Annotated in this window: 21 protein-coding genes and 1 tRNA gene; 12 read left to right on the forward strand and 10 right to left on the reverse strand. The window is 59.9% G+C overall.

The annotated features are described in order from the left end of the window. Position 1 precedes the first annotated feature (1 nt). Genes ABJN75_RS06065 through ABJN75_RS06080 form a run of 4 tightly spaced genes read left to right on the forward strand, consistent with a single transcriptional unit; the run spans position 2 to position 3,391 of the window. Positions 2–964 carry a carbohydrate ABC transporter permease gene (locus ABJN75_RS06065; protein WP_348437785.1) on the forward strand — a complete coding sequence of 321 codons (963 nt, stop codon included), beginning with the start codon at positions 2–4 and terminating at the stop codon, positions 962–964. Next, on the forward strand, positions 961–1,233 hold the full coding sequence (locus ABJN75_RS06070) for a hypothetical protein (protein WP_348437787.1): 273 nt from the start codon (positions 961–963) through the stop codon (positions 1,231–1,233). Before ABJN75_RS06065 ends, ABJN75_RS06070 begins: the two co-directional genes overlap by 4 nt. Further along, entirely contained in the window at positions 1,233–2,321 is a 1,089-nt protein-coding gene (locus ABJN75_RS06075; protein ID WP_348437788.1) for an ABC transporter ATP-binding protein, read from the forward strand. Before ABJN75_RS06070 ends, ABJN75_RS06075 begins: the two co-directional genes overlap by 1 nt. After that, positions 2,321–3,391, forward strand: coding sequence for an ABC transporter ATP-binding protein (locus ABJN75_RS06080; protein WP_348437790.1), 1,071 nt, complete (start codon positions 2,321–2,323; stop codon positions 3,389–3,391). The genes ABJN75_RS06075 and ABJN75_RS06080 overlap by 1 nt, the downstream gene beginning before the upstream one ends. A 204-nt stretch (positions 3,392–3,595) precedes the next feature. On the opposite strand, the gene ABJN75_RS06085 is transcribed toward ABJN75_RS06080, so the two are convergent. The 4 genes from ABJN75_RS06085 to ABJN75_RS06100 are packed head-to-tail and all read right to left on the reverse strand — an operon-like array spanning position 3,596 to position 7,453. Beyond that, positions 3,596–4,576, reverse strand: coding sequence for an NAD(P)-dependent oxidoreductase (locus tag ABJN75_RS06085; RefSeq protein ID WP_348437791.1), 981 nt, complete (start codon positions 4,574–4,576; stop codon positions 3,596–3,598). A gap of 31 nt (positions 4,577–4,607) precedes the next feature. Continuing rightward, entirely contained in the window at positions 4,608–5,339 is a 732-nt protein-coding gene (locus tag ABJN75_RS06090) for a FadR/GntR family transcriptional regulator (RefSeq protein ID WP_348437793.1), read from the reverse strand. Then, the gene (locus tag ABJN75_RS06095; RefSeq protein WP_348437795.1) at positions 5,336–6,505 is read right to left on the reverse strand and encodes a mandelate racemase/muconate lactonizing enzyme family protein; all 1,170 of its coding nucleotides are present in this window, start codon (positions 6,503–6,505) and stop codon (positions 5,336–5,338) included. The genes ABJN75_RS06090 and ABJN75_RS06095 overlap by 4 nt, the downstream gene beginning before the upstream one ends. A gap of 57 nt (positions 6,506–6,562) precedes the next feature. Next, the gene (locus ABJN75_RS06100) at positions 6,563–7,453 is read right to left on the reverse strand and encodes a sugar phosphate isomerase/epimerase (RefSeq protein WP_348437797.1); all 891 of its coding nucleotides are present in this window, start codon (positions 7,451–7,453) and stop codon (positions 6,563–6,565) included. A gap of 247 nt (positions 7,454–7,700) precedes the next feature. On the opposite strand from ABJN75_RS06100, the gene ABJN75_RS06105 reads away from it, so the two are divergent. The 3 genes from ABJN75_RS06105 to ABJN75_RS06115 all read left to right on the forward strand — a co-directional run bounded on the left by ABJN75_RS06105 (position 7,701) and on the right by ABJN75_RS06115 (position 10,978). Then, positions 7,701–8,546, forward strand: a complete 846-nt coding sequence (locus ABJN75_RS06105) for a sugar phosphate isomerase/epimerase (RefSeq protein ID WP_348437799.1) — start codon at positions 7,701–7,703, stop codon at positions 8,544–8,546. Positions 8,547–8,718: 172 nt separating this feature from the next. Beyond that, positions 8,719–9,774 (forward strand): sugar phosphate isomerase/epimerase, encoded by a 1,056-nt coding sequence (locus ABJN75_RS06110; protein WP_348437801.1) that lies wholly within the window; start codon positions 8,719–8,721, stop codon positions 9,772–9,774. Positions 9,775–9,790: 16 nt separating this feature from the next. Beyond that, on the forward strand, positions 9,791–10,978 hold the full coding sequence (locus ABJN75_RS06115) for a Gfo/Idh/MocA family oxidoreductase (protein WP_348437803.1): 1,188 nt from the start codon (positions 9,791–9,793) through the stop codon (positions 10,976–10,978). Positions 10,979–11,394: 416 nt separating this feature from the next. Here the strand turns inward: ABJN75_RS06115 and ABJN75_RS06120 are convergent. Beyond that, positions 11,395–11,471: transfer RNA gene (locus ABJN75_RS06120), tRNA-Met, on the reverse strand. Positions 11,472–11,702: 231 nt separating this feature from the next. Here ABJN75_RS06120 and ABJN75_RS06125 point away from each other — a divergent pair. Continuing rightward, a complete protein-coding gene (locus ABJN75_RS06125; RefSeq protein ID WP_348437805.1) occupies positions 11,703–12,680 on the forward strand; it encodes a Gfo/Idh/MocA family oxidoreductase in 978 nt (325 codons plus the stop codon). Positions 12,681–12,855: 175 nt separating this feature from the next. On the opposite strand, the gene mnmA is transcribed toward ABJN75_RS06125, so the two are convergent. Then, the gene (gene mnmA, locus ABJN75_RS06130) at positions 12,856–14,046 is read right to left on the reverse strand and encodes a tRNA 2-thiouridine(34) synthase MnmA (protein ID WP_348437807.1); all 1,191 of its coding nucleotides are present in this window, start codon (positions 14,044–14,046) and stop codon (positions 12,856–12,858) included. Between the two features lie 250 nt (positions 14,047–14,296). On the opposite strand from mnmA, the gene ABJN75_RS06135 reads away from it, so the two are divergent. Then, positions 14,297–14,572: a DUF1153 domain-containing protein gene (locus ABJN75_RS06135; RefSeq protein WP_007198764.1), complete on the forward strand. Its 276-nt coding sequence runs from the start codon at positions 14,297–14,299 to the stop codon at positions 14,570–14,572. A gap of 152 nt (positions 14,573–14,724) precedes the next feature. On the opposite strand, the gene ABJN75_RS06140 is transcribed toward ABJN75_RS06135, so the two are convergent. Continuing rightward, positions 14,725–15,183 (reverse strand): paraquat-inducible protein A, encoded by a 459-nt coding sequence (locus ABJN75_RS06140; RefSeq protein WP_348437809.1) that lies wholly within the window; start codon positions 15,181–15,183, stop codon positions 14,725–14,727. A gap of 152 nt (positions 15,184–15,335) precedes the next feature. Between ABJN75_RS06140 and ABJN75_RS06145 the strand changes: the two genes are divergently transcribed. Beyond that, positions 15,336–15,614 (forward strand): GNAT family N-acetyltransferase, encoded by a 279-nt coding sequence (locus ABJN75_RS06145; RefSeq protein ID WP_348437811.1) that lies wholly within the window; start codon positions 15,336–15,338, stop codon positions 15,612–15,614. Between the two features lie 134 nt (positions 15,615–15,748). Here ABJN75_RS06145 and ABJN75_RS06150 read toward each other — a convergent pair whose 3' ends face one another. Further along, a complete protein-coding gene (locus tag ABJN75_RS06150; protein WP_348437813.1) occupies positions 15,749–16,105 on the reverse strand; it encodes a flagellar export protein FliJ in 357 nt (118 codons plus the stop codon). 438 nt (positions 16,106–16,543) lie between these two features. Here ABJN75_RS06150 and ctrA point away from each other — a divergent pair, with 438 nt between their 5' ends. After that, positions 16,544–17,245, forward strand: a complete 702-nt coding sequence (ctrA, locus tag ABJN75_RS06155) for a cell cycle two-component system response regulator CtrA (RefSeq protein WP_290896928.1) — start codon at positions 16,544–16,546, stop codon at positions 17,243–17,245. A 104-nt stretch (positions 17,246–17,349) separates the two neighbouring features. Here ctrA and ABJN75_RS06160 read toward each other — a convergent pair whose 3' ends face one another. After that, the gene (locus tag ABJN75_RS06160) at positions 17,350–17,712 is read right to left on the reverse strand and encodes a response regulator (RefSeq protein WP_348437815.1); all 363 of its coding nucleotides are present in this window, start codon (positions 17,710–17,712) and stop codon (positions 17,350–17,352) included. Between the two features lie 139 nt (positions 17,713–17,851). Next, positions 17,852–18,502 (reverse strand): histidine phosphotransferase family protein, encoded by a 651-nt coding sequence (locus ABJN75_RS06165; RefSeq protein WP_348437817.1) that lies wholly within the window; start codon positions 18,500–18,502, stop codon positions 17,852–17,854. 235 nt (positions 18,503–18,737) lie between these two features. On the opposite strand from ABJN75_RS06165, the gene ABJN75_RS06170 reads away from it, so the two are divergent. Then, on the forward strand, positions 18,738–19,266 hold a 529-nt coding region (locus ABJN75_RS06170), incomplete at its 3' end, for an EipA family protein (RefSeq protein WP_348437819.1).

Consider the following 19,266-nt stretch of genomic DNA (forward strand, 5'->3'; position numbering starts at 1 on the left):
GATGGCTGGCGTACGCACCCCCCGGGAAATCCTTACAAACCGGATGGCGATCGTTGCGGTATTCGTCGCGCTCGCAATCATGCTCACCCCGATCTACTGGATCGCGGCAACCTCGTTCAAACCCCGCAACCTGGCGACCACGATCCCGCCCACGGTGATTTTCGAGCCGACGGTATCGCCATTCGTCAAGCTGTTCACCAAGCGCTCGCAACTGCGCGACCAGCCAACTCCCGAAGAGTATGCCGCCGCGCCGTGGTGGGAACAGATGGTGTTTGATGGCGGCGAAAAGGTGGTGCGCAACGGCAAGACCGGCGAGGTCAAGTCGTCAGGCTATGGCGACCGTTTCAAGAACTCGCTGATCATCTCGATCATATCCACCGTGCTCGCGGTGTCGATGGGCACACTGACCGCCTACGGGTTCAGCCGCTTCAAGGTGAAGGGCGAGGATGACTGGCTGTTCTTCATCCTGTCGACCCGAATGCTGCCGCCCGTGGTGGTGGCGATCCCCATGTTCCTGATGTACCGGGTGGTGGGGCTCAACGACACCCATATGGGCCTGATTATCCTCTATACCGCCTTCAACCTGAGTTTCGCGGTGTGGATCATGAAGGGCTTCATCGACGAAATTCCGCGCGAATACGAGGAGGCGGCACTTGTTGACGGCTACACGCGGATGCAGGCGTTTTTCAAGGTGGTGCTACCCGAGGCGCTGACCGGCATGGCGGCCACGGCCGTGTTCTGTTTCATCACCGCGTGGAACGAATATGCCTTTGCGTTGATCATGACCAACCGCAACGCCCAGACCGCGCCGCCCTACATTCCCTCGCAGGTCGGCAGTGGCCTGCCGGACTGGACCGTGATCGCCGCAGGTACACTGCTGTTCCTGATCCCGGTCGCCATCTTCACCTTCCTTCTGCGCAACCATTTGCTGCGCGGCATGTCCTTCGGAGCGATCCGCAAATGAGTTTTCGCAGCACAAACCAGCGCTTTCTTGCCCCCTTTGCACAAGGCCTGATGATCTTCGGCATTATCTCGCTGTGCCAGCCCTGGAGCCTGTTCCTGCACCAGTACGGCGTCACGCTCACTCTGGTTGGACTGATTGCCTTCATGGTCACCTCCAAGATCGCTCCCGATCCGGACAAGGACGAGGGTTTCATCGACGAATCCCTCGACACGCTCGAGATCAACGAGAATGCCAGCCAGGCCGGCTCCAAGAGCGGAGGGAACACCTGATGGCCCAGATCGACATCCAGAACGTGCAGAAGTTCTTTGGCCATCACCAGGTGCTGAAGAACCTGAACCTGACCATCGAGGACGGTGAATTCGTCGTCATGCTGGGGCAGTCGGGCGGCGGCAAGACCACCGCGCTGCGCGCCATCGCCGGCCTCGAGACCGTGACATCAGGCAAGATCCTGATCAACGGAACCGAGGTGCAGGACCGCAAGGCTGCCGACCGGGACATTGCCTTCGTGTTCCAGTCCTTCTCGCTGTATCCGCACATGACCGTGCGCGAGAACATCGCCTTTCCGCTGCGCGCCGTCAGGATGAACGCGACCGAGCGCGACAAGGCGGTCAGCGAAGTGGCGGAAACACTGCAGATTGCGCAACACCTGAACCGGAAACCATCGGCGCTTTCGGGTGGCGACATGCAGCGTGTGGCAATCGGCCGGGCTCTGGTCCGGCGACCGCAGGCGCTGCTGATGGACGAACCGCTGGGCGTGCTCGATGCCAAGCTGCGCGAACAGATGCGGGCCGAAATCAAGCGTCTGCACATCGCGCGCGGCTCAACCTCGGTTTACGTGACCCACGATCAGATCGAGGCGATGAGCCTGGCCGACCGCATCGTCATCCTGCATGACGGCGTTCTCCAGCAGGTCGGCGCGCCGGACGAAGTCTATCTCCACCCGACCAATCTGTTTGTTGCGAAATTCGTCGGTTCACCGGTGATGAATGTCAACGACGCCCGCATCCAGGGAAACAGCGTGATGCTGAACGACCAACAGCAGGGATTTCATTTCCCCGACGAGACATTGAGCAAGGCCCGTGGCAACGCGGGCAAGCTGACCCTGGGCATCAGGCCGGAAGCCGTGATGCTTGCGCATCAGCACTCCGAGGGTTTTGTCGAAGTGGTGACAACCAACATCGAGCCGCTGGGCAGCCACGACATCGTCGATGTCCGCCTCGGCGGCACGGTGCTGCGCGCCCGCACGGAGAGCGCGTTCGTCTCGGGCGAGGGCCAGAAGATCTGGGTCAGGCTCGATCCCTCACAGGCGCATTTCTTTGATACGGCCACAGGCCTCAATTTGCGGGGAGCAAACTGATGGCTGATATCGCTTTGCAAGGCATCACCAAGAAATTCGGCTCCAACACCGCATTGCGGGATCTCGATCTCGACATCAAGGACGGCGAATTTTTCGTGCTTCTCGGCCAGACCGGCGCGGGCAAGACCACCACGCTCCGCCTGATCGCGGGCCTGGAGGTTCCCAATTCCGGCAAGGTCATCATCGACGGGCATGACGCCACGAAATGGAACGCAGCCGAGCGTGACGTGGCTCTGGTGCTGCAGCAATACTCGCTCTACCCGCGCATGACCGTACGTGGCAACCTCGAATTCCCGTTGAAATCCCGGACGCAAAATTTTACCGCCGCAGAGATCAAAGAGCGCGTCGACCGGGTTGCCGAAACCCTGCAGATCACCCGGTTGCTCGACCGCAAGGTGGAACGCCTTTCCGGCGGCGAGATGCAGCGTGTCTCCATTGGCCGGGCCATTGTACGCCAACCTCGCGTCTTCCTGATGGATGAACCCCTGTCCGCGCTTGACGCCAATCTGCGCGATGTATTGCGCGTTGAGCTGAAAAAGCTGCATAGCGAACTCGGCGCAACCTTTGTTTTCGTGACCCACGACCAGGTCGAGGCCATGTCGATGGGTGACAAGATCGGCGTGCTCAACAAGGGCAAGCTGGTGCAGGTCGGCACACCTTCCGAAATCTATGCCAAGCCGCTCAACACCTTCGTCGCCCGCTCGGTCGGCACCCCGCCGATGAACCTTCTTGAAGGCATGCTGAAGGGCAACACGGCGGTTCTGGACGCCGGAAAATTCAGCCTCCCCGTCGCCTCTCCGCAGGGCAACGACGGGGTCCGGATCAGCTTTGGCATTCGCCCTGAAGATGTGGTGCTTGACGACAACGGCCCCGCGTCGGCTCGGGTCTTCGACATCGAGAACCACGGGGTGATCAAGATCCTGACACTCGATATCAACGGCACGCATCTGCACGCCACAGTCTCGGCCCAGACCCAGATTCATATCGACGATGCCGTGCAATTCAGTTGGAAGCCTGAAAAGGTTCTGTGCTTTGATCCCTCCAGCGGACGCAACCTTGGCCTGAGCTGAGGTTGCCGCAAGGACAAGCCAGGGCTTCCACAGAGCCTCCCGGAGCAAGGGCGGTTCGTCTGGAACTTGATCCAGGTGAGCCGCTCTTGCTGGGCCGGGTGGTGGATTATGTCACGCGGTACGGGCGGTGACGGAACTGCATTGCTTTGTCAGCACTGGCTGCGGCCGATTCATTCCTGAAACGGGACATTAGAACAGCGTGGTCTAATTGCCGGCGAACCGTTCGCGATATCTCTCCCAAACTTCCGGGTTGCAGAAGTTGAGAGGCTTTTCTCCGGCCAGGATACGTCTGGTTTCCATCACCACTCCCTGCCCCATCCGCAGCATGCTTTCCTCGGTGATGCCCGCCATGTGCGGGGTGAGGATGACGTTGCGCATCGACATCAACGGATGATCCGATGGCAAGGGTTGCCGGTCGAACACGTCGAGCACTGCGCCGCCCAGTGCGCCGCGGCCAAGCGCTTCGATCAACGCCGCCTCATCGACCACGGGGCCGCGCGCGACATTGACCAGGATGGCGCCGGGCCGCATCAGCGCCAGTTGTTCGGCCCCGATCATTCCGCGGGTCGTGTCGGTAAGCGGGCAACACAGCACGACGACGTCGCAGGTGGCGAGAAGCTGCTTCAGGTCCGCTGCCTCGGCTCCATCGGGCAAGGCCGCGGGCCTGCTGGTGAGTGCGAGCACCTTCATGGAGAATCCTCCATGAGCGATCCGGAACACGGCGTTGCCGACATTTCCCATACCGACAATGCCGATTGTCCGGCCACTCAGTTCCCGGCCATGGTCGGAATGCGCCCGCGCCACGGACCAGCCCGAAGACCTCAGATCGGCGCTGACGGACGGATATTTGCGCAGCAGCGCGAGAGCCGACCAGATGCAATGCTCGGCCACGGTGAGCGCATTCACGCCCGGCACATTGGCGACCAGCACGCCGGTTTGAGTGGCGGTCTCAACCGGGATCATGTCAAGCCCCGCTCCATGCCTGACGGTGGCTTTCAGCGCCTTTTCGCGCCGGAAGATTTCCGGCGGGATCGGCGCGCGCACCACAATGATCGACGCTCCCTTGCTTTCCTCGAGGATTGCAGCCGGCGAGGGTTGGCTGGCAACCATCAGTGTTCCAAGTGTGCGCAGTTCAGCCGTGACATCCGGATGAAGCGGATGAGTGGAGAAAATCAGATCGGACATCGGGTCACACAGGGGGTTGGGGTGAAGAGTATCAGACCGGCGCGGGCGGTCGTTCTGCCCGCTCGGCGGCCTGTTCGCCATTGGCATCGAGAATTTCGGTCCAGTAGCTTTGCGCACGGCCCAGATGCGTGTTCATCAGGGCCTGGGTCAGAATGCTGTCGCGGCGCGACAACGCATCGAAAATCTGCAAATGCTCATTGTGCGATTTGATGTTGCGCTCGGTCTTGCCGAAATAGATCGGCAACCGCTGCTCGCTGGCCGCGTAAAAACTCGAGCAGATCTTGTAAAACATCTCGTTCTGCGTGGCGCGGACAATTTCGAGGTGGAATTCGCCATCGAGCCGGTGCAGGCCGAGACCGTCGGCGATCTGCTGTTCCGACCGCGCCAGTATGTCGCGGAGCCGATCCAAATTTTCTTCCGTGGCGCGTTGGGCCGCCAGTTCAGCCGCCTTGATTTCATGGATCTTGCGCAACTCGACAGCTTCGAAAATCTGACGCGGCTGCAATTGCACGCCCGCCCGGGCAAGCAGCGCCATCGAACTCAGCCCGGCGGATTCCATTGTCAGATAGATGCCCGACTTGGCCCGTCGTTCGATCAGTTGCAGCGCCTCCAGGATCGCGAGAGATTCCCGCACCTGGCCACGGCTGACTTCGAAATGGTCGGCAAGTTCCCGCTCCGAGGGCGCTTTTCCTCCATTGGAGCTGGCCACCGCCACGATATGCGCCACGAGATTGGACAGAAAGTCGCCTTCGGAACTCGTCATATGACCCTTGCGTATTTGTGCAGAACGGCTTCGTTCATGGTGAACCCGAGGCCTGGTTTTTCGGGAAACTCAATCATCCCGTCCCGTGCAGCCACGGTTTCCTCAATGATATCATGTATCATCGGATTCGCGCCAAGGGAAAACTCGACTGCGAAGCTCGCCGGCGAAGCAGCACACACATGAAGCCCGGCGAAGAAACACGGTGCGCCCGCCCATAAATGCGGCGCCAGACGTAGATTGAACGCCGAGGCAAGTGTACCGATGCGCATGGCTTCGGTGATTCCGCCGCAAAAAGCCGGGTCCGGCTGAAAGATGTCGGCCGCGCGCAGGAGCGCAAGATCGCGGAAAGCGAACCGGGTCGCCTCGCTTTCGCCGGTGGAAACAGGGATTGGAATGGTTGCGCGCACTTCGGCGATGCCAGCCTTGTCATCGGCAATAACCGGTTCTTCGAACCAGGCAAGATCGCAATCCTCGACAAGGTGGGCGAACCGTCGCGCTGTGGCGACCGTGAAGCTGCCATGCGCATCCACCGCCAGTTCTATGTCAGGTCCCAGCGCCTTGCGGGCCGCCTTGACCCGTGCGGCGGAGGCATGCGGGTTGGAATCCATTGCGCCCACGCGCATCTTGACCGTGCCAAACCCGCCGGCGTCGATATAGGACTGCAATTGCTCGCCGATCTGGTCGGCATTGGCCCAGCCCCCCGAAGCATAAGCCTGCATGCGCTCGGCCTTGCGTCCACCCAAAAGCTTCCAGACCGGTTTGCCGTCGGCCTTGCCGAGAATATCCCACAGCGCGATGTCGATCGCGCTGATCGCGGCGACGGTCAGTCCGCGCCGCGCCATTTCAGGCATGGCATGGCCCGCCAGCGCTGCCTTCTGCGCGCGAACGCCATTGTAGAGTTCCTCCCAGATGAAGGTAATGTCCGATGGATCGCGGCCGATGATCCGCGGCCCGAAATCCTCGTTTATGAGACGAACCAGCGTGGCGTAACTTCCCGCACTCCCCGCAGCGTTCTTGCCTTCTCCCCAACCGACGACACCATCATCAGTCTCGATACGCAGGATCGCGGCGTCAAACGTGCGCAAGGTTCCGAAATCGCTCGTATGCTGACGCGCCTGTTCGATTGGTATCTGTATCCATTGCGCATGGACGGACTTGATTTTCATGATAGGGACCCTCGCACCCCGGCGACGGAAAACTCCGCCCCGGGGGAACGCCTCTACTTATTGCTTGATCAGCGGCAACAGCGTTTCCGCCGTTATGCGCATCTGGTCCGAATAGAATTGTTCCGTCAGCAGGCTTGACCCGTGATCCTGAATGAACTTGAGCTGCTCGGGCGAAATATCCACCGGATTGCGCTCCACCATATCGGGATAGATGGCAGCCGGGGTGCGGTCGACAGGCGCCACGAATTCGTTGGTCAGCGCGCCGTCATAGCCAACCTCCTTCAGCGTTTCGACAATCTTTGGCCAGTTGAGGTGACCAAGACCCGCCGCAAACCGGTTGTTGTCGGCGACGTGGAAATCGAACAGCCTTTTGCCCGCCAGCCGGATGGCGTCATAGATATTGGATTCTTCCATGTTGAGATGGTAAGCGTCAAGGCACACACCGCAATCGGGATGCACCGCGTCGGCAAGCGCCAGCGCCTGGGCCGCACGGTTGAAAATGTAGGTTTCAAACCGGTTGAGCGGTTCAATGGCGATCTTCACGCCGACCTTCTGGGAATGCGCGAAACATTCCTTGGTGGCATCGACCAGCCAGCCCCATTCCTCTTCCTCGGTCGCATCGGGCTGCACCTTGCCGACGGTTGCGGGCACCAACGTGATGACTTCGCCCTCGAGCTCGCTGACCATGGTCAGCACACTCTTGACGTAATCAACCGTGCGGGCGCGCTGTCCTTCATCCTTGGCCGCCAGGTTGCGTTCGCCCAGCGTCAGCGTCACCCCACCCCAGCAACGGATGCCATGCTCCTTGAGCAGCGCCCGGGTTTCCTTGGTGTCGTACTGGGTCGGTTCGCCGGAAATCTCGATGCTTTCATAACCGAATTTCTTGATCCGGCGAAGCGTGACATCCAGCGGTTCGGCGCGCATCCAGTTGTGAGTCGACAGGTGCATGATAATCCTCCCTTGCGGCAGAGCTCCACCACTCCGCCGCCCGTTTCATTTTTCCATTCTGGTTAGACCAATTAATCTCAAATTTTGATCTAATCAAGCCTGATCTAGTCATTTCCTTCAAAGAACCTGCATTATCGGCAGATTTTTGCCACTTGCGCATCGATTGTAAAAATGGTGTCGTAGCGAAAGGAGATTTTTGGTATTACCAGTTTGAACTAATCAGTAGTATCTGAAAACGGGGGTTGCTGTGAAGATCGGGATGAACATGTTCCTGTGGACCACCCATGTGGGCCCCGAACACAAAGCGCTGCTGCGCGATCTGAAAACCTGCGGATACGATGGCGTCGAAATACCGGTGTTCGAGGGAGACCTCAGCCATTACAGGCAGCTTGCATCCATGCTCGACGATATCGGACTTGAGCGCACGGCTGTCACGGCCATGGGCGATCCGGCGATGAACCTGATCGGCGACGCATCAGCACGCGCCAAGGGCGTCGACTACATGCGCGCCACGCTCGACAAGGCCCACGCGCTGGGCGCCAGCCTGATTTGCGGGCCACTGCATTCAACGCTGGGGCATTTTTCCGGCGAAGGCCCAACCAGGGAAGAATTCGCCCGGTCCGCAGCCTCCCAACGCCTCATCGGCGACCACGCCGCGGGCCTGGGCATTACCGTAGCCCTTGAAGCACTGAACCGGTTCGAATGCTACCTGGCCAACACCATGGATGGTCTCGCAGGTCACCTTGCCGAAATTGACCATCCGAACATTCGCGCCATGTATGACACCTTCCACGCCAATATCGAGGAAACCGACCCGATCGGCGCGCTCACCCGCCACGCAGCCAGCATTGCCCATATCCATATTTCTGAAAACGACCGCGGCGTGCCCGGGCGCGGCAACATTCCCTGGGCGCAAACCTATGCCGCAATCCGCGCCATCGGCTATGATGACTGGCTGACAATCGAGAGTTTCGGCCGCGGACTGCCCGATCTGGCGGCCGCCACCAAGGTCTGGAGGGATTTTGCCGAAAGCCCGGAAGCAGTGTATCGAGAGGGATATGATCACATCAGCAATTCGCTGAGCGTTCGCTGAGAAAGCGAGGCGCAGGCGCCTGACATCAAACCGGAGCCCGGAAACAGACCAAGGCGCTTTTGCGCTCGCTTGATCCGGCGCAAACCAGACTGCGTCTCGCGCCAAGGCCGGGACATGACCAATCAACAAGCCGCAAGCGGCCCAACAAAATGACTACTGGAGGAGACGATCAATGAAAACCATCAAGGGTCCTGCACTGTTTCTGGCACAGTTCGCGGGTGACGCCGCGCCGTTCAATTCCTGGGACTCGATCACCAAATGGGCGGCCGAGTGCGGCTACAAGGGCGTGCAGGTACCAAGCTGGGACGGGCGCCTGTTCGATCTCGAAAAGGCCTCGAAGTCAAAGGACTACTGCGACGAATTCAAGGGCGTGGCGCGAGACAACGGCATCGAGGTGACCGAGCTGTCGACCCACCTTCAGGGTCAGCTTGTCGCCGTGCATCCGGCTTACGACGAAGCCTTTGACGGCTTCGCCGTGCCCGAAGTGCGCGGCAATCCGAAGGCGCGGCAGGAATGGGCGGTCAAGCAGGTGCGGATGGCGCTGTCAGCCTCGCAGCACATGGGCATCAATGCGATGGCCAGCTTTTCGGGCGCGCTGGCCTGGCCCTACATCTACCCCTGGCCGCAGCGGCCCGCCGGCCTGGTCGAAACCGCCTTTGACGAGCTTGCCAAGCGCTGGCGGCCGATTCTCGACCATGCCGAGGAGTGCGGCGTCGACATCTGTTACGAGATCCATCCGGGCGAAGACCTGCATGATGGCGTCACCTTCGAGATGTTCCTCGAGCGCGTCGGCAACCATGCCCGCTGCAACATGCTCTACGATCCGTCGCACTACCTGCTGCAATGCCTCGATTACATCGACAACATCGACATCTACAAGGACCGGATCAAGATGTTCCACGTCAAGGATGCGGAGTTCAACCCGACCGGACGGCAGGGTGTCTATTCGGGCTACCAGCCCTGGGTGGACCGGGCCGGACGGTTCCGCTCACTTGGCGACGGCCAGGTCGATTTCGGCGCGATCTTCTCGAAAATGGCGGCCAATGATTTCGATGGCTGGGCCGTGGTCGAATGGGAGTGCTGCATCAAGCATCCGGAGGACGGGGCCCGCGAAGGCGCGCAATTTGTTTCCGACCACATTATCCGTGTGACAGAGCGCGCCTTTGACGATTTCGCCGATGGCGGCACCGATGAGGCCGCCAACCGCCGCATGCTCGGCATTTCCTGAACGGGGGGGGACGACAATGGCTATCGAAGGCAGCAAATCAGCCGCTTCGCACCGCATCCGCCTCGGCATGGTCGGCGGCGGGCGCGACGCATTCATCGGCGGCGTGCACCGCATCGCCTCGCGCATCGACGACCGCTATGAACTGGTCGCCGGAGCGTTCTCCTCGACACCGGAAAAATCCCTGGCCCCGGCCGCCGATCTCGGTGTGGCCGCCGACCGCGCCTATGGCGATTATGTCGAGATGGCCAAGCGCGAAGCACGGCTGAAAAACGGTATCGAGGCGGTGGCGATCGTCACGCCGAATCACATGCACTATCCGGTGGCCCGCGAGTTTCTCAAGCGCGGCATCCATGTCATCTGCGACAAGCCCCTGACCTCGACGCTTGCTGATGCACGCAAGCTGGCCAAGGCCGCCGCGGCATCCGGCGCGCTGTTCGTGCTGACCCACAATTACACCGGTTATCCGATGATCCGTCAGGCCCGCGACATGGTTGCCAGCGGTGAACTTGGCAAGATCCGGCTGGTGCAGGTTGAATACGCCCAGGACTGGCTGTCCGAGAATCTGGAAGACACCGGCCAGAAGCAGGCCGGATGGCGCACCGATCCGGCCCGCTCCGGCCTTGGCGGCTCGACCGGCGATATCGGCACCCACGCCTTCAATCTGGCCAGCTTCGTCTCCGGGCTTCAGCTCGAAGAGCTTTGCGCCGATCTCGATGCCTTCGTCGAAGGCCGCAGGGTTGACGACAATGGCCACGTGCTGATGCGCTTTACCGGCGGCGCCAAGGGCATGCTGTGGTGCAGCCAGGTGGCGCCGGGCAACGAAAACGCCCTCAAGCTGCGCATCTACGGCGAAAAGGGCGGGCTGGAATGGGCCCAGGAGGACCCGAACTATCTCTGGTACACGCCACTGGGCCAGCCCAAGCGATTGCTGACCCGCAATGGCGCGGGCGCAACCGCAAGCGGCCAGCGCATCAGCCGCATTCCCGGCGGTCATCCCGAGGGCTATCTCGAAGGCTTTGCCAACATCTACACCGAAGCCGCCGAAGCAATCAGCGCGCTCCGCACCGGTCAGCCGATCCCGCCCGAGGTGACCTTCCCTGGCATCAGCGAAGGCCTGGCAGGCGTTGCCTTCGTCACCGGATGCGTCGAATCCTCGCGCCGCGGCGCGGCCTGGGTCAAGTTCTCCAACTACCTGCGCCCCTGACCCCGCCGCCTGCGAAAAGCCTCAGGTGCCGCGTATCAACGCCATGGTCTTGCGTATTTTTACCGCAAAACCATGGCACGCGCTCGTGCGACGCGCCCTCAGCGCCGCGTATCCCGTCATATGCGCGGCGTTATAAGGCTCTGAAACCATGCATGTATGTTTTGATCCGGATAAATCCATTTGCACAAGATACCTGCAAGGAAAGCTCGGATCCGGTTAGGGAAAGACCGGCGTCACACGCCCAATCCTCATGCGACAGGGACCAGAAAAGACCGGCTTGGTGTCAGCCACCCCAACCTCGTCAACTTCAAGCCTCCCCACCAAACCGACGTGAGAGGCGTACCGGAAAGAAATCTCTGCAAGCAAGCCACGGTGTACAAACTAGCGCGTCGCAGCCTGTTCTAGCCGGAAAATCTTGGTAGCGGGAGAGGGACTTGAACCCCCGACACGCGGATTATGATTCCGCTGCTCTAACCAGCTGAGCTACCCCGCCGCCAGCCGCCGAATTGATCGGGCCGGACGGGCGGCATATAAGGTGCGGGTTGCTCCGGTGTCAAGCGTGCTTTGAGCTTTTCCTGATGCGGAAATCCCCGGCGCGGCACGACACCATGTCGCGGTCCCTGCATGGCATCGGTGCGGAACCCCGCCTTGCCTTGATCCGTCATCGGGTCTAATCCCCTCATCCAGAGATCATAACAATAAGAACAACAGGACAGGCCAGGTCATGGAACGCGCCCTCCCCCGCAAAACCGCCCCGAAAATCGCAGTCGTCGGCTGCGGCTACTGGGGATCAAATCACGCCCGCACATTCTCCGGGCTCGGTGCGCTTCACGCCGTCTCCGACCGGCATCTGGAGCGGGCCGGCGAGCTTGCCGCCAGCCATGGCGTGACGGCGATGGAATTTGAACAGGTTCTCGCCGACCCTGCCATTGACGGCGTGGTTCTGGCCCTGCCGCCGCAATATCACGCGGATCTGGCGATCGAAGTGCTTGAGGCCGGCAAGCATCTTTTGGTCGAAAAGCCGATCGCGCTGTCGGTCGCCGACGCGCGGCGCGTGGTGGATGCGGCCGAGCGCACCGGCCTGGTGGCCATGACCGGGCACGTGCTGCGCTTTCACCCCGCCTTCGAGGCGCTGGAAGCGATGATCGCGGCCGGCGAACTGGGCGATGTGCGTTACATCCATTCGCACCGCGTCGGGCTTGGCAAGTTTCACGCCGAGAACGATGCGCTGTGGGACATAGCCCCGCATGATTTGTCGCTGATCCTTGCAATCACCGGGCAAAAACCGGTCAATGTCCGTGGCGTCGGCTCGGCCATGCTCAACCGGCTGTCGGATTTCGCCCATCTGCACCTGCAGTTCCCCGGCGGCGTTCGCAGCCATGTCTTCGCCTCGCGGCTCAACCCCTACCGCGAGCGCAAGCTGACGGTGATCGGGTCGAAAGCCATGGCCGTGTTCGACGATGTCGCGCCCTGGAACCAGAAGCTGGCCGTCTACCATCACAAGCTGTGGGAAGACGACAATGGCTGGCAATCGGAAATGGTCGATCCCGACTATATCGACATTCCCGACGGCATGCCGCTGACCCGCGAATGCGCCCATTTCCTTGATTGTATCTCGAGCCGCGCCGCACCGCGCACCCCGGTGGCCGATGGCCTGGCGGTGATCGAAATCCTGTCGGAAGGCACGGTTCGCCACGATTGAGCGCTAACGCACGTCGCATTCAATTGGGTTCAGGTGACGCGCGCGAGCCCATTGGTGCTGCATGTCATTATCGCAAAACCGCTGCCCGGCTTTGCGCGACAAGCATTGAGGTGCATACAACAGCCGATGGTTCGGCAGGGCGCCGCCGCCGGCGGTCGGTTTCAGGCGGCCGGCTTCAGGCGGCCGGCTGCAGCAGCGTGGACAGCATCGCCTCGGCCGCGGGCGAGCGCTCCGAGCGATCGATAAAGCCGCCGCCAAACACCCGCGCATCATCTCCGGCCGCGGAATAGAGCACGCAGGCCTGGCCCGGCGCCACACCGGCCTCGCCCTCGACCAGCTCCACCGAGATCTCCCCTTCCGCAGCGCGCAGGATGGCCGGCCGCGGTGGCCGGGTCGAACGCACCTTGGCGAAACACTCAAGTCCCTCCGGGCCGATATCGACGAGCGGCGCATCGCCCAGCCAGTTGACATCGCGCAGGATCAGACGCCGGGTTTCCAGCGCTTCTCGCGGCCCGACGATGACACGCCGCGACCGGGCATCCAGATGCACCACGTACAACGGATCACCGGTGGCCACACCAATGCCGCGGCGCTGCCCGATGGTGAAGTGCACGATGCCCGGATGCTCGCCCAGCACCCGTCCGTCGATGTGAACGATCTCGCCGGCAATCGCCGAATTCGGCTTGAGCTTTTCGATCACATTGGCGTATTTGCCCTGCGGCACAAAGCAGATGTCCTGGCTGTCGGCCTTCTTGGCGACACCCAGCCCCATTTCCTCGGCCAACTCACGCGTGCGCGCCTTGGGCAGTTCGCCAAGGGGAAACCGCAGGTAATCCAGCTGGTCCTGCGTGGTGGCAAACAGGAAGTAACTCTGGTCGCGATCCGCGTCCACCGGACGAAACAGCGCCCGCCGCCCCGGATTGTCCGGTGAAGGATTGGCGCGCGAGCGGATGTAATGGCCCGTCGCCAGCGCATCGGCCCCGAGATCGCGCGCGGTCGCTAGAAGATCGGCGAACTTGACGGTCTGATTGCAGGCCACGCAGGGGATCGGCGTTTCACCCGCGACATAGCTTTCGGCGAACGGATTGATCACCGCTTCGCGAAAGCGCTTTTCGTAATCAAGCACATAATGCGCGATACCTAGGGTTTCGCACACCCGCCGCGCATCATCGATATCCTGGCCGGCGCAACACGAGCCGGCCCGGTGCACGGCGGCGCCGTGATCGTAAAGCTGCAGCGTCACGCCGAGCACATCATAGCCCTCGCGTGCGAGAATTCCCGCAACGACGGAGCTGTCAACGCCGCCCGACATGGCGACCACCACCCGCGTGTCCCGCGGGTCCTTGTCAAAATCTAGACTGTTCACTGTCTTCCCCGGCCTTCAAAAGCGTTCAAGGCGCTGATCAAGCGGTTGCAAAAAAATCCGTTCAGGACCTGCCTCTTTATAGGGTGTGCGGCGATCCGCAACAAGGTGCCTGTTGTCAGACAGTCAACTGGCCGCAGGTGCTGCCGCCACCTGTGCCAAAACTTACCAAAACCTTGCCGGGCCCTTAGGCAATTTTTAAACCCGCGTCTGTAGTGTGAGGTCATAGGTCTTGAGTGTGTAAGAGAGTCCAATGACCGATATGGTACGACCCCGCGTTAAATATGTGATCGGCCCCGACGGAAGTCCGTTGACCATCGCAGATTTACCCCCCGCCAACACCCGTAGATGGGTGATCAGGCGCAAGGCTGAAGTGGTAGCCGCTGTTCGCGGCGGCTTGCTCAGCCTTGAAGAAGCTTGTGAACGCTACACCCTGACGGTCGAGGAGTTTCTCTCCTGGCAATCGTCAATCAGCGATCACGGGCTAGCAGGCTTGCGCACCACGCGCATTCAGCAATACCGGCATTAAACCGGCATCATCTGACAGATCAAAGCCAGCGCCTGCGTTTTTGTCACCGAAAATCCGCTCGGATCAATCGGCACGTCCGTGTCCGGCAATGCCCCGGTATTGCTCGGTCCGGCGTCCCGAGCGGATTTCGGCGGACGGCAGTGCGCGCGCCGTCATGACCGCGCGGAGTGCCCGAGCCGGCCGGCAAGGTCGTGGGCAAGAGCCGCCGTAAGCGCCGAGCCGGCATAAAACCACAGGCCAGGTTGCGAAAACGCCTGTGCGATTCCGCCGGTTTTTGCCGCCACGATCACCAGCGCCACCAGAACCACATCCATCAGCGACCAGCGGCTGAGATGTGGCAGCAATCGCATCGCCAAACCGGACCTGCGCTCGATCCCCGTCGCCTCGGCGCAGATGGCAATCAGCTTGACCACCGGAAACGCCACCGACACCAGCCCGACCACAACAGCGAGAACCGGATCGTCACCTCTCCACAACGCGGCGATCACGCCCAGAAGCGATGGCGACTGATCGAAAAAATACATGGTCTCGAACCGCACCAGCGGCAACACGATACCCAGTCCGAAAAACAGCGGAGCCAGCACCAGGGCCGCCGCGAGCACAAACCGCATTAATTTCTCCCCGGCACAGATCGCGCAAGCATCAGAACGGCCTGACTGATCTACTGATTCCAGTTCAGGATTGACGAGGCTTGGATTACTTGATCCAACACTTCGGACCTCCATATCCGAGTTTCACCGCAATTGGCAAACCAGGGGCAGTCATGCAGATCACCGAGGAAACTGGACAAAGTGGCGGCCGATTCATCGCCCGGGTCGAAGGCGCGGAAGCCGAAATGACCTATTCGCGCGCCTCGCCGCAGCTCATCATCATCGATCATACCGGAGTTCCCGACAGTCTGCGCGGCAAAGGCGTCGGTCAGGCATTGGCGCTTCATGCCGTCGAGGCGGCGCGGGCGGGAGGATGGAAAATCATCCCGCTTTGCCCCTTTTTCAAGGCCCAGGCACAACGGCATCAGGAATGGCGGGATGTTGTGAATTGAACGCGCAGCGCGCCCGATTGTCTCCAATCGAGCGCGCTACGGTTATACCTTCAATCATGGCAACCGTTGCCGGCACATGATTTGGCAGCCCCCGGCCTTGTAGCCAGGAGCTTGCACGGCCGTCCGAGCCTGGCTCAGACCGCGCGGTTTGACCGATGCCCGGCATCGCGCTCTTCGAGCGCGGTTGCCTTGTCGAACTCGGCCTGCGCCTCTTCAAGCGCCAGTTCAGCCGCATCAAGCTGCACCTTCAATTCGCGAATTGAAGTCTGCAGATTGTCGGATCGCTGGCGCGCTGCCTTGGCGAAGGTTGGATAGGCGTAATGGGAAGGGTCGGTATTACCCGCCTTCTTCTCCTCGGCGGCGATCTGGTACTCCAGCTCCGCCGCCATTTTTTCCATTTCCGCCATCATCAGCTGGATCTGACCAAGCTGACGCGTTTTTTCGTTAACCTGAAATTGCTTCAGGCGAACATGGCTCTCACGCGACTTCATACGCAATACTCCCGTGATGCGAGATCCCGGCTACTGAAACTCGTTACTCCGGCACATTCGCCAGTCCCGATTCAGGAAAAATGACCACGACGTTAACTTTATTGCCCGCCGTGGTAACCTTTCGTTTACGGGCATCATTAATAATACCGGTCATGGTTTAAGGCGGGGTAAACAGGAAACATGATTTTTCCTTCCGTCATTCCGGAGTCCTTTGAATCACTTGGGCATGTTTTTTGATGTGGTACATTAAAAAATCCAAGCTAATTTTTGGGAATAAAATCAGGAGTATGCCAGTGATAATTAACATTGTGATAGTGGTTGCGTAACCTGATCAGAATTTGTTAACCATTCCATGGCAGCCTCCAAATCAGGCAACGACTGGATCCGTATCGCGTAAGTGGATCTTAAAACCTTGCGGCGGCGGAAAAGGGGATAAATATGCGGGTTCTACTGATCGAGGATGACAGCGCTACAGCGCAGAGCATCGAATTGATGCTGAAGTCTGAAAGCTTCAACGTGTACACCACGGATCTGGGTGAAGAGGGCGTCGATCTCGGCAAACTTTACGACTATGACATCATACTGCTGGATCTCAATTTGCCGGACATGTCCGGATACGAGGTTCTGCGGACTCTGAGGCTCTCCAAGGTCAAAACCCCGATCCTGATTCTGTCCGGCATGGCTGGAATTGAAGACAAGGTTCGCGGCCTTGGGTTTGGCGCCGACGATTACATGACCAAACCGTTCCACAAGGACGAACTGGTGGCGCGCATTCACGCCATCGTGCGCCGCTCCAAGGGTCACGCCCAATCGGTCATCACCACCGGCGACCTGGTGGTCAATCTCGATGCGAAAACCGTCGAAGTTGGCTCACAGCGTGTCCATCTGACCGGCAAGGAATACCAGATGCTGGAGCTGCTTTCGCTCCGCAAGGGCACGACCCTGACCAAGGAAATGTTCCTCAATCATCTCTATGGCGGGATGGATGAACCGGAATTGAAGATCATCGACGTCTTCATCTGCAAGCTTCGCAAGAAACTCGCAACGTCCGCCGGCGGCAAGAACTACATCGAAACGGTGTGGGGCCGCGGATATGTGTTGCGCGAACCGGACGAGAGAGAAATTCTGGAAAGCGCCTGAATCATCCAGGCCTTTGCGAATCAGGTTAAACAGCAAAAACCCGCCAGAACCGGCGGGTTTTTGCTGTCAGCGTTTCAAGATTTGAGCTTGAGGCTCAGGGTGTATCAGGCAGCAGCCGCATAGAGGGCAAAAGCTTCTGTCAGGCTCCGCCGGTCAAACGGCTTGAGCAGGAACTCGTCCGCACCTGCGCGTTTGCCCGCCATCATCTGCTTGAATTCCTTCTCGATCATCAAGTAGTGGATACGCACATCCTTGCCGCCGTCCATCTGACGCACCGAGGAAATCAGGTCCAGGGCACCGGTCATGCCGGCATCGACACACAGGACATCGGGCAATTGCGCATCACACATGATCATGGCCTCGCCGGCATTGGACGCCTCGATGACAAGGTAATCCAGACCGGTCAGGATGCGTTTGGCAACCTTGCAGATCACGGCTGAATCATCGGCGATCATGAAGCGGCGCATGGCGGCTCTCCCTTTTGCTTCTTCCAGGCGAATCCGGAAGCGGATCCGCCGTTGTTGGAAAGAAGCCTACTCCAAGGGAGCGAACAAACCGTAATCAGACAGGCTTAACGGAGCGTTTCCGACAACAGGTTCCCGCCTGTTACTGCGCGGTTTTGGGTTGAGCCGTGAATACCACTTCGTCCGCATTTGCCGAGCACGACAGCGTCAGCCCTGCTTCTTCGGCCAGAAGCACTGTGTAGTAGGGCTGGATGGAATGGGCATCGATGGCCTCATCGATCGTACCTGAATAGATTTCGAGGAACTTGGGCGGCACCCGGACCATCCGCCCCTTGCAAACCAGCCGAAACCGCGGATCGGTTTCCGGCGTTTCCAGCGTCACGTCGATCTCGCCCCCGCGTGGAATCGCGCCATAGGCGACAAGAAACAGGTTGAGCAGCAATTTGACCTGGTTTTTCGGAATGATGGCACGCGGGCCGCTCCACCGCACTTCGGTCTTCTTGTCGGCGGAAACATAGTCAATGACCGCCTTTTCGGCTTCCCCGGTATCAATGGAAGCGCCAACCGACCCGGATGCACCAAAGGCAAGACGGGCGAATTTCAGCCGTACCGAAGCATTCAGCGCGCTGGTGCGAATCAGATCCATCGCATCGGCGTCGGCGCCGCCCTCATCGAGCAGTTCCAGTCCGTTGTTGATCGCCCCAACCGGAGAAATAATGTCGTGGCACACCCGGCTGCACAAAAGCGCAGCAAGATCCGGCCCCGCCAGGGTCAAATTATGGTTCTTCGACATCGAATTCTCCTCTTTGCCCGCGGGCCGAATCAACTCGGTAGAAAAATCGCACCGGGTTTCGTCGACCGCAAGCTTTCTCGATCAGAAGTCAGCGTCATGGCGCAATGCCGACTAACGCACAAACTGTTTCGCTCTAAAGACACCACATTTGGTAAACTGCTTATTAAGATCGAAGCGCCACAATGTGATCAATGTTTCCTGCGGTATCTACCGTCCAATCAACGGAGTGGACCCCATGATCGCGTCCCGCTTTCAGCTTTATGCTTTTGTTTCGTTTTTCACGGCCGTGCTTTGCATTGCCGGAACCACGTCCGGCGCCCGCGCCCAAGCAGCAAATTCGTCGCAATACACCTCGCAGGAAATCGTCAACGCCGGTCATGGTTTCTTCGGCTCGACCTCTGGCGGGTTGGCCAAGCTGGTGGAAAAGGCATTTCAGTCCTATGGTCTGCCCAACGGCTACATTCTCGGCCAGGAAGCTTCCGGCGCATTCATTGGCGGCCTGACTTATGGCGAGGGTGAACTGTATACCAAGAACGCCGGTCAGCACGACATCTTCTGGCAGGGCCCGTCCATCGGCTGGGACTATGGTGGCGACGGCACAAGAACCATGATGCTGGTCTACAATCTTCCAAGCGTCGAAAGCGTCTATGGCCGGTTTGGCGGCGTTTCAGGCTCGGCTTACGTGATTGCCGGTCTGGGAATGACTGTGCTCAAGCGCAACGATGTTCTGGTTGTTCCCATCCGCACCGGCGTCGGCGCACGCC

This window comes from Hoeflea sp. (genome assembly GCF_039975035.1).
Lineage (GTDB): Bacteria > Pseudomonadota > Alphaproteobacteria > Rhizobiales > Rhizobiaceae > Hoeflea.

Excerpts from the sequence above, each read along its gene's own strand:
- ABJN75_RS06080 (WP_348437790.1), top strand. The coding sequence starts at position 2,321 with ATGGCTGATATCGCTTTGCAAGGCATCACCAAGAAATTCGGCTCCAAC.
- ctrA (WP_290896928.1), top strand. The coding sequence starts at position 16,544 with ATGCGGGTTCTACTGATCGAGGATGACAGCGCTACAGCGCAGAGCATC.
- ABJN75_RS06110 (WP_348437801.1), top strand. The coding sequence starts at position 8,719 with ATGAAAACCATCAAGGGTCCTGCACTGTTTCTGGCACAGTTCGCGGGT.
- ABJN75_RS06095 (WP_348437795.1), bottom strand. The coding sequence starts at position 6,505 with ATGAAAATCAAGTCCGTCCATGCGCAATGGATACAGATACCAATCGAA.
- ABJN75_RS06090 (WP_348437793.1), bottom strand. The coding sequence starts at position 5,339 with ATGACGAGTTCCGAAGGCGACTTTCTGTCCAATCTCGTGGCGCATATC.
- ABJN75_RS06140 (WP_348437809.1), bottom strand. The coding sequence starts at position 15,183 with ATGCGGTTTGTGCTCGCGGCGGCCCTGGTGCTGGCTCCGCTGTTTTTC.
- ABJN75_RS06165 (WP_348437817.1), bottom strand. The coding sequence starts at position 18,502 with ATGTCGAAGAACCATAATTTGACCCTGGCGGGGCCGGATCTTGCTGCG.
- ABJN75_RS06145 (WP_348437811.1), top strand. The coding sequence starts at position 15,336 with ATGCAGATCACCGAGGAAACTGGACAAAGTGGCGGCCGATTCATCGCC.
- ABJN75_RS06150 (WP_348437813.1), bottom strand. The coding sequence starts at position 16,105 with ATGAAGTCGCGTGAGAGCCATGTTCGCCTGAAGCAATTTCAGGTTAAC.
- ABJN75_RS06075 (WP_348437788.1), top strand. The coding sequence starts at position 1,233 with ATGGCCCAGATCGACATCCAGAACGTGCAGAAGTTCTTTGGCCATCAC.
- ABJN75_RS06115 (WP_348437803.1), top strand. The coding sequence starts at position 9,791 with ATGGCTATCGAAGGCAGCAAATCAGCCGCTTCGCACCGCATCCGCCTC.
- ABJN75_RS06135 (WP_007198764.1), top strand. The coding sequence starts at position 14,297 with ATGACCGATATGGTACGACCCCGCGTTAAATATGTGATCGGCCCCGAC.
- ABJN75_RS06100 (WP_348437797.1), bottom strand. The coding sequence starts at position 7,453 with ATGCACCTGTCGACTCACAACTGGATGCGCGCCGAACCGCTGGATGTC.
- ABJN75_RS06070 (WP_348437787.1), top strand. The coding sequence starts at position 961 with ATGAGTTTTCGCAGCACAAACCAGCGCTTTCTTGCCCCCTTTGCACAA.
- ABJN75_RS06125 (WP_348437805.1), top strand. The coding sequence starts at position 11,703 with ATGGAACGCGCCCTCCCCCGCAAAACCGCCCCGAAAATCGCAGTCGTC.
- ABJN75_RS06065 (WP_348437785.1), top strand. The coding sequence starts at position 2 with ATGGCTGGCGTACGCACCCCCCGGGAAATCCTTACAAACCGGATGGCG.
- ABJN75_RS06160 (WP_348437815.1), bottom strand. The coding sequence starts at position 17,712 with ATGCGCCGCTTCATGATCGCCGATGATTCAGCCGTGATCTGCAAGGTT.
- ABJN75_RS06085 (WP_348437791.1), bottom strand. The coding sequence starts at position 4,576 with ATGTCCGATCTGATTTTCTCCACTCATCCGCTTCATCCGGATGTCACG.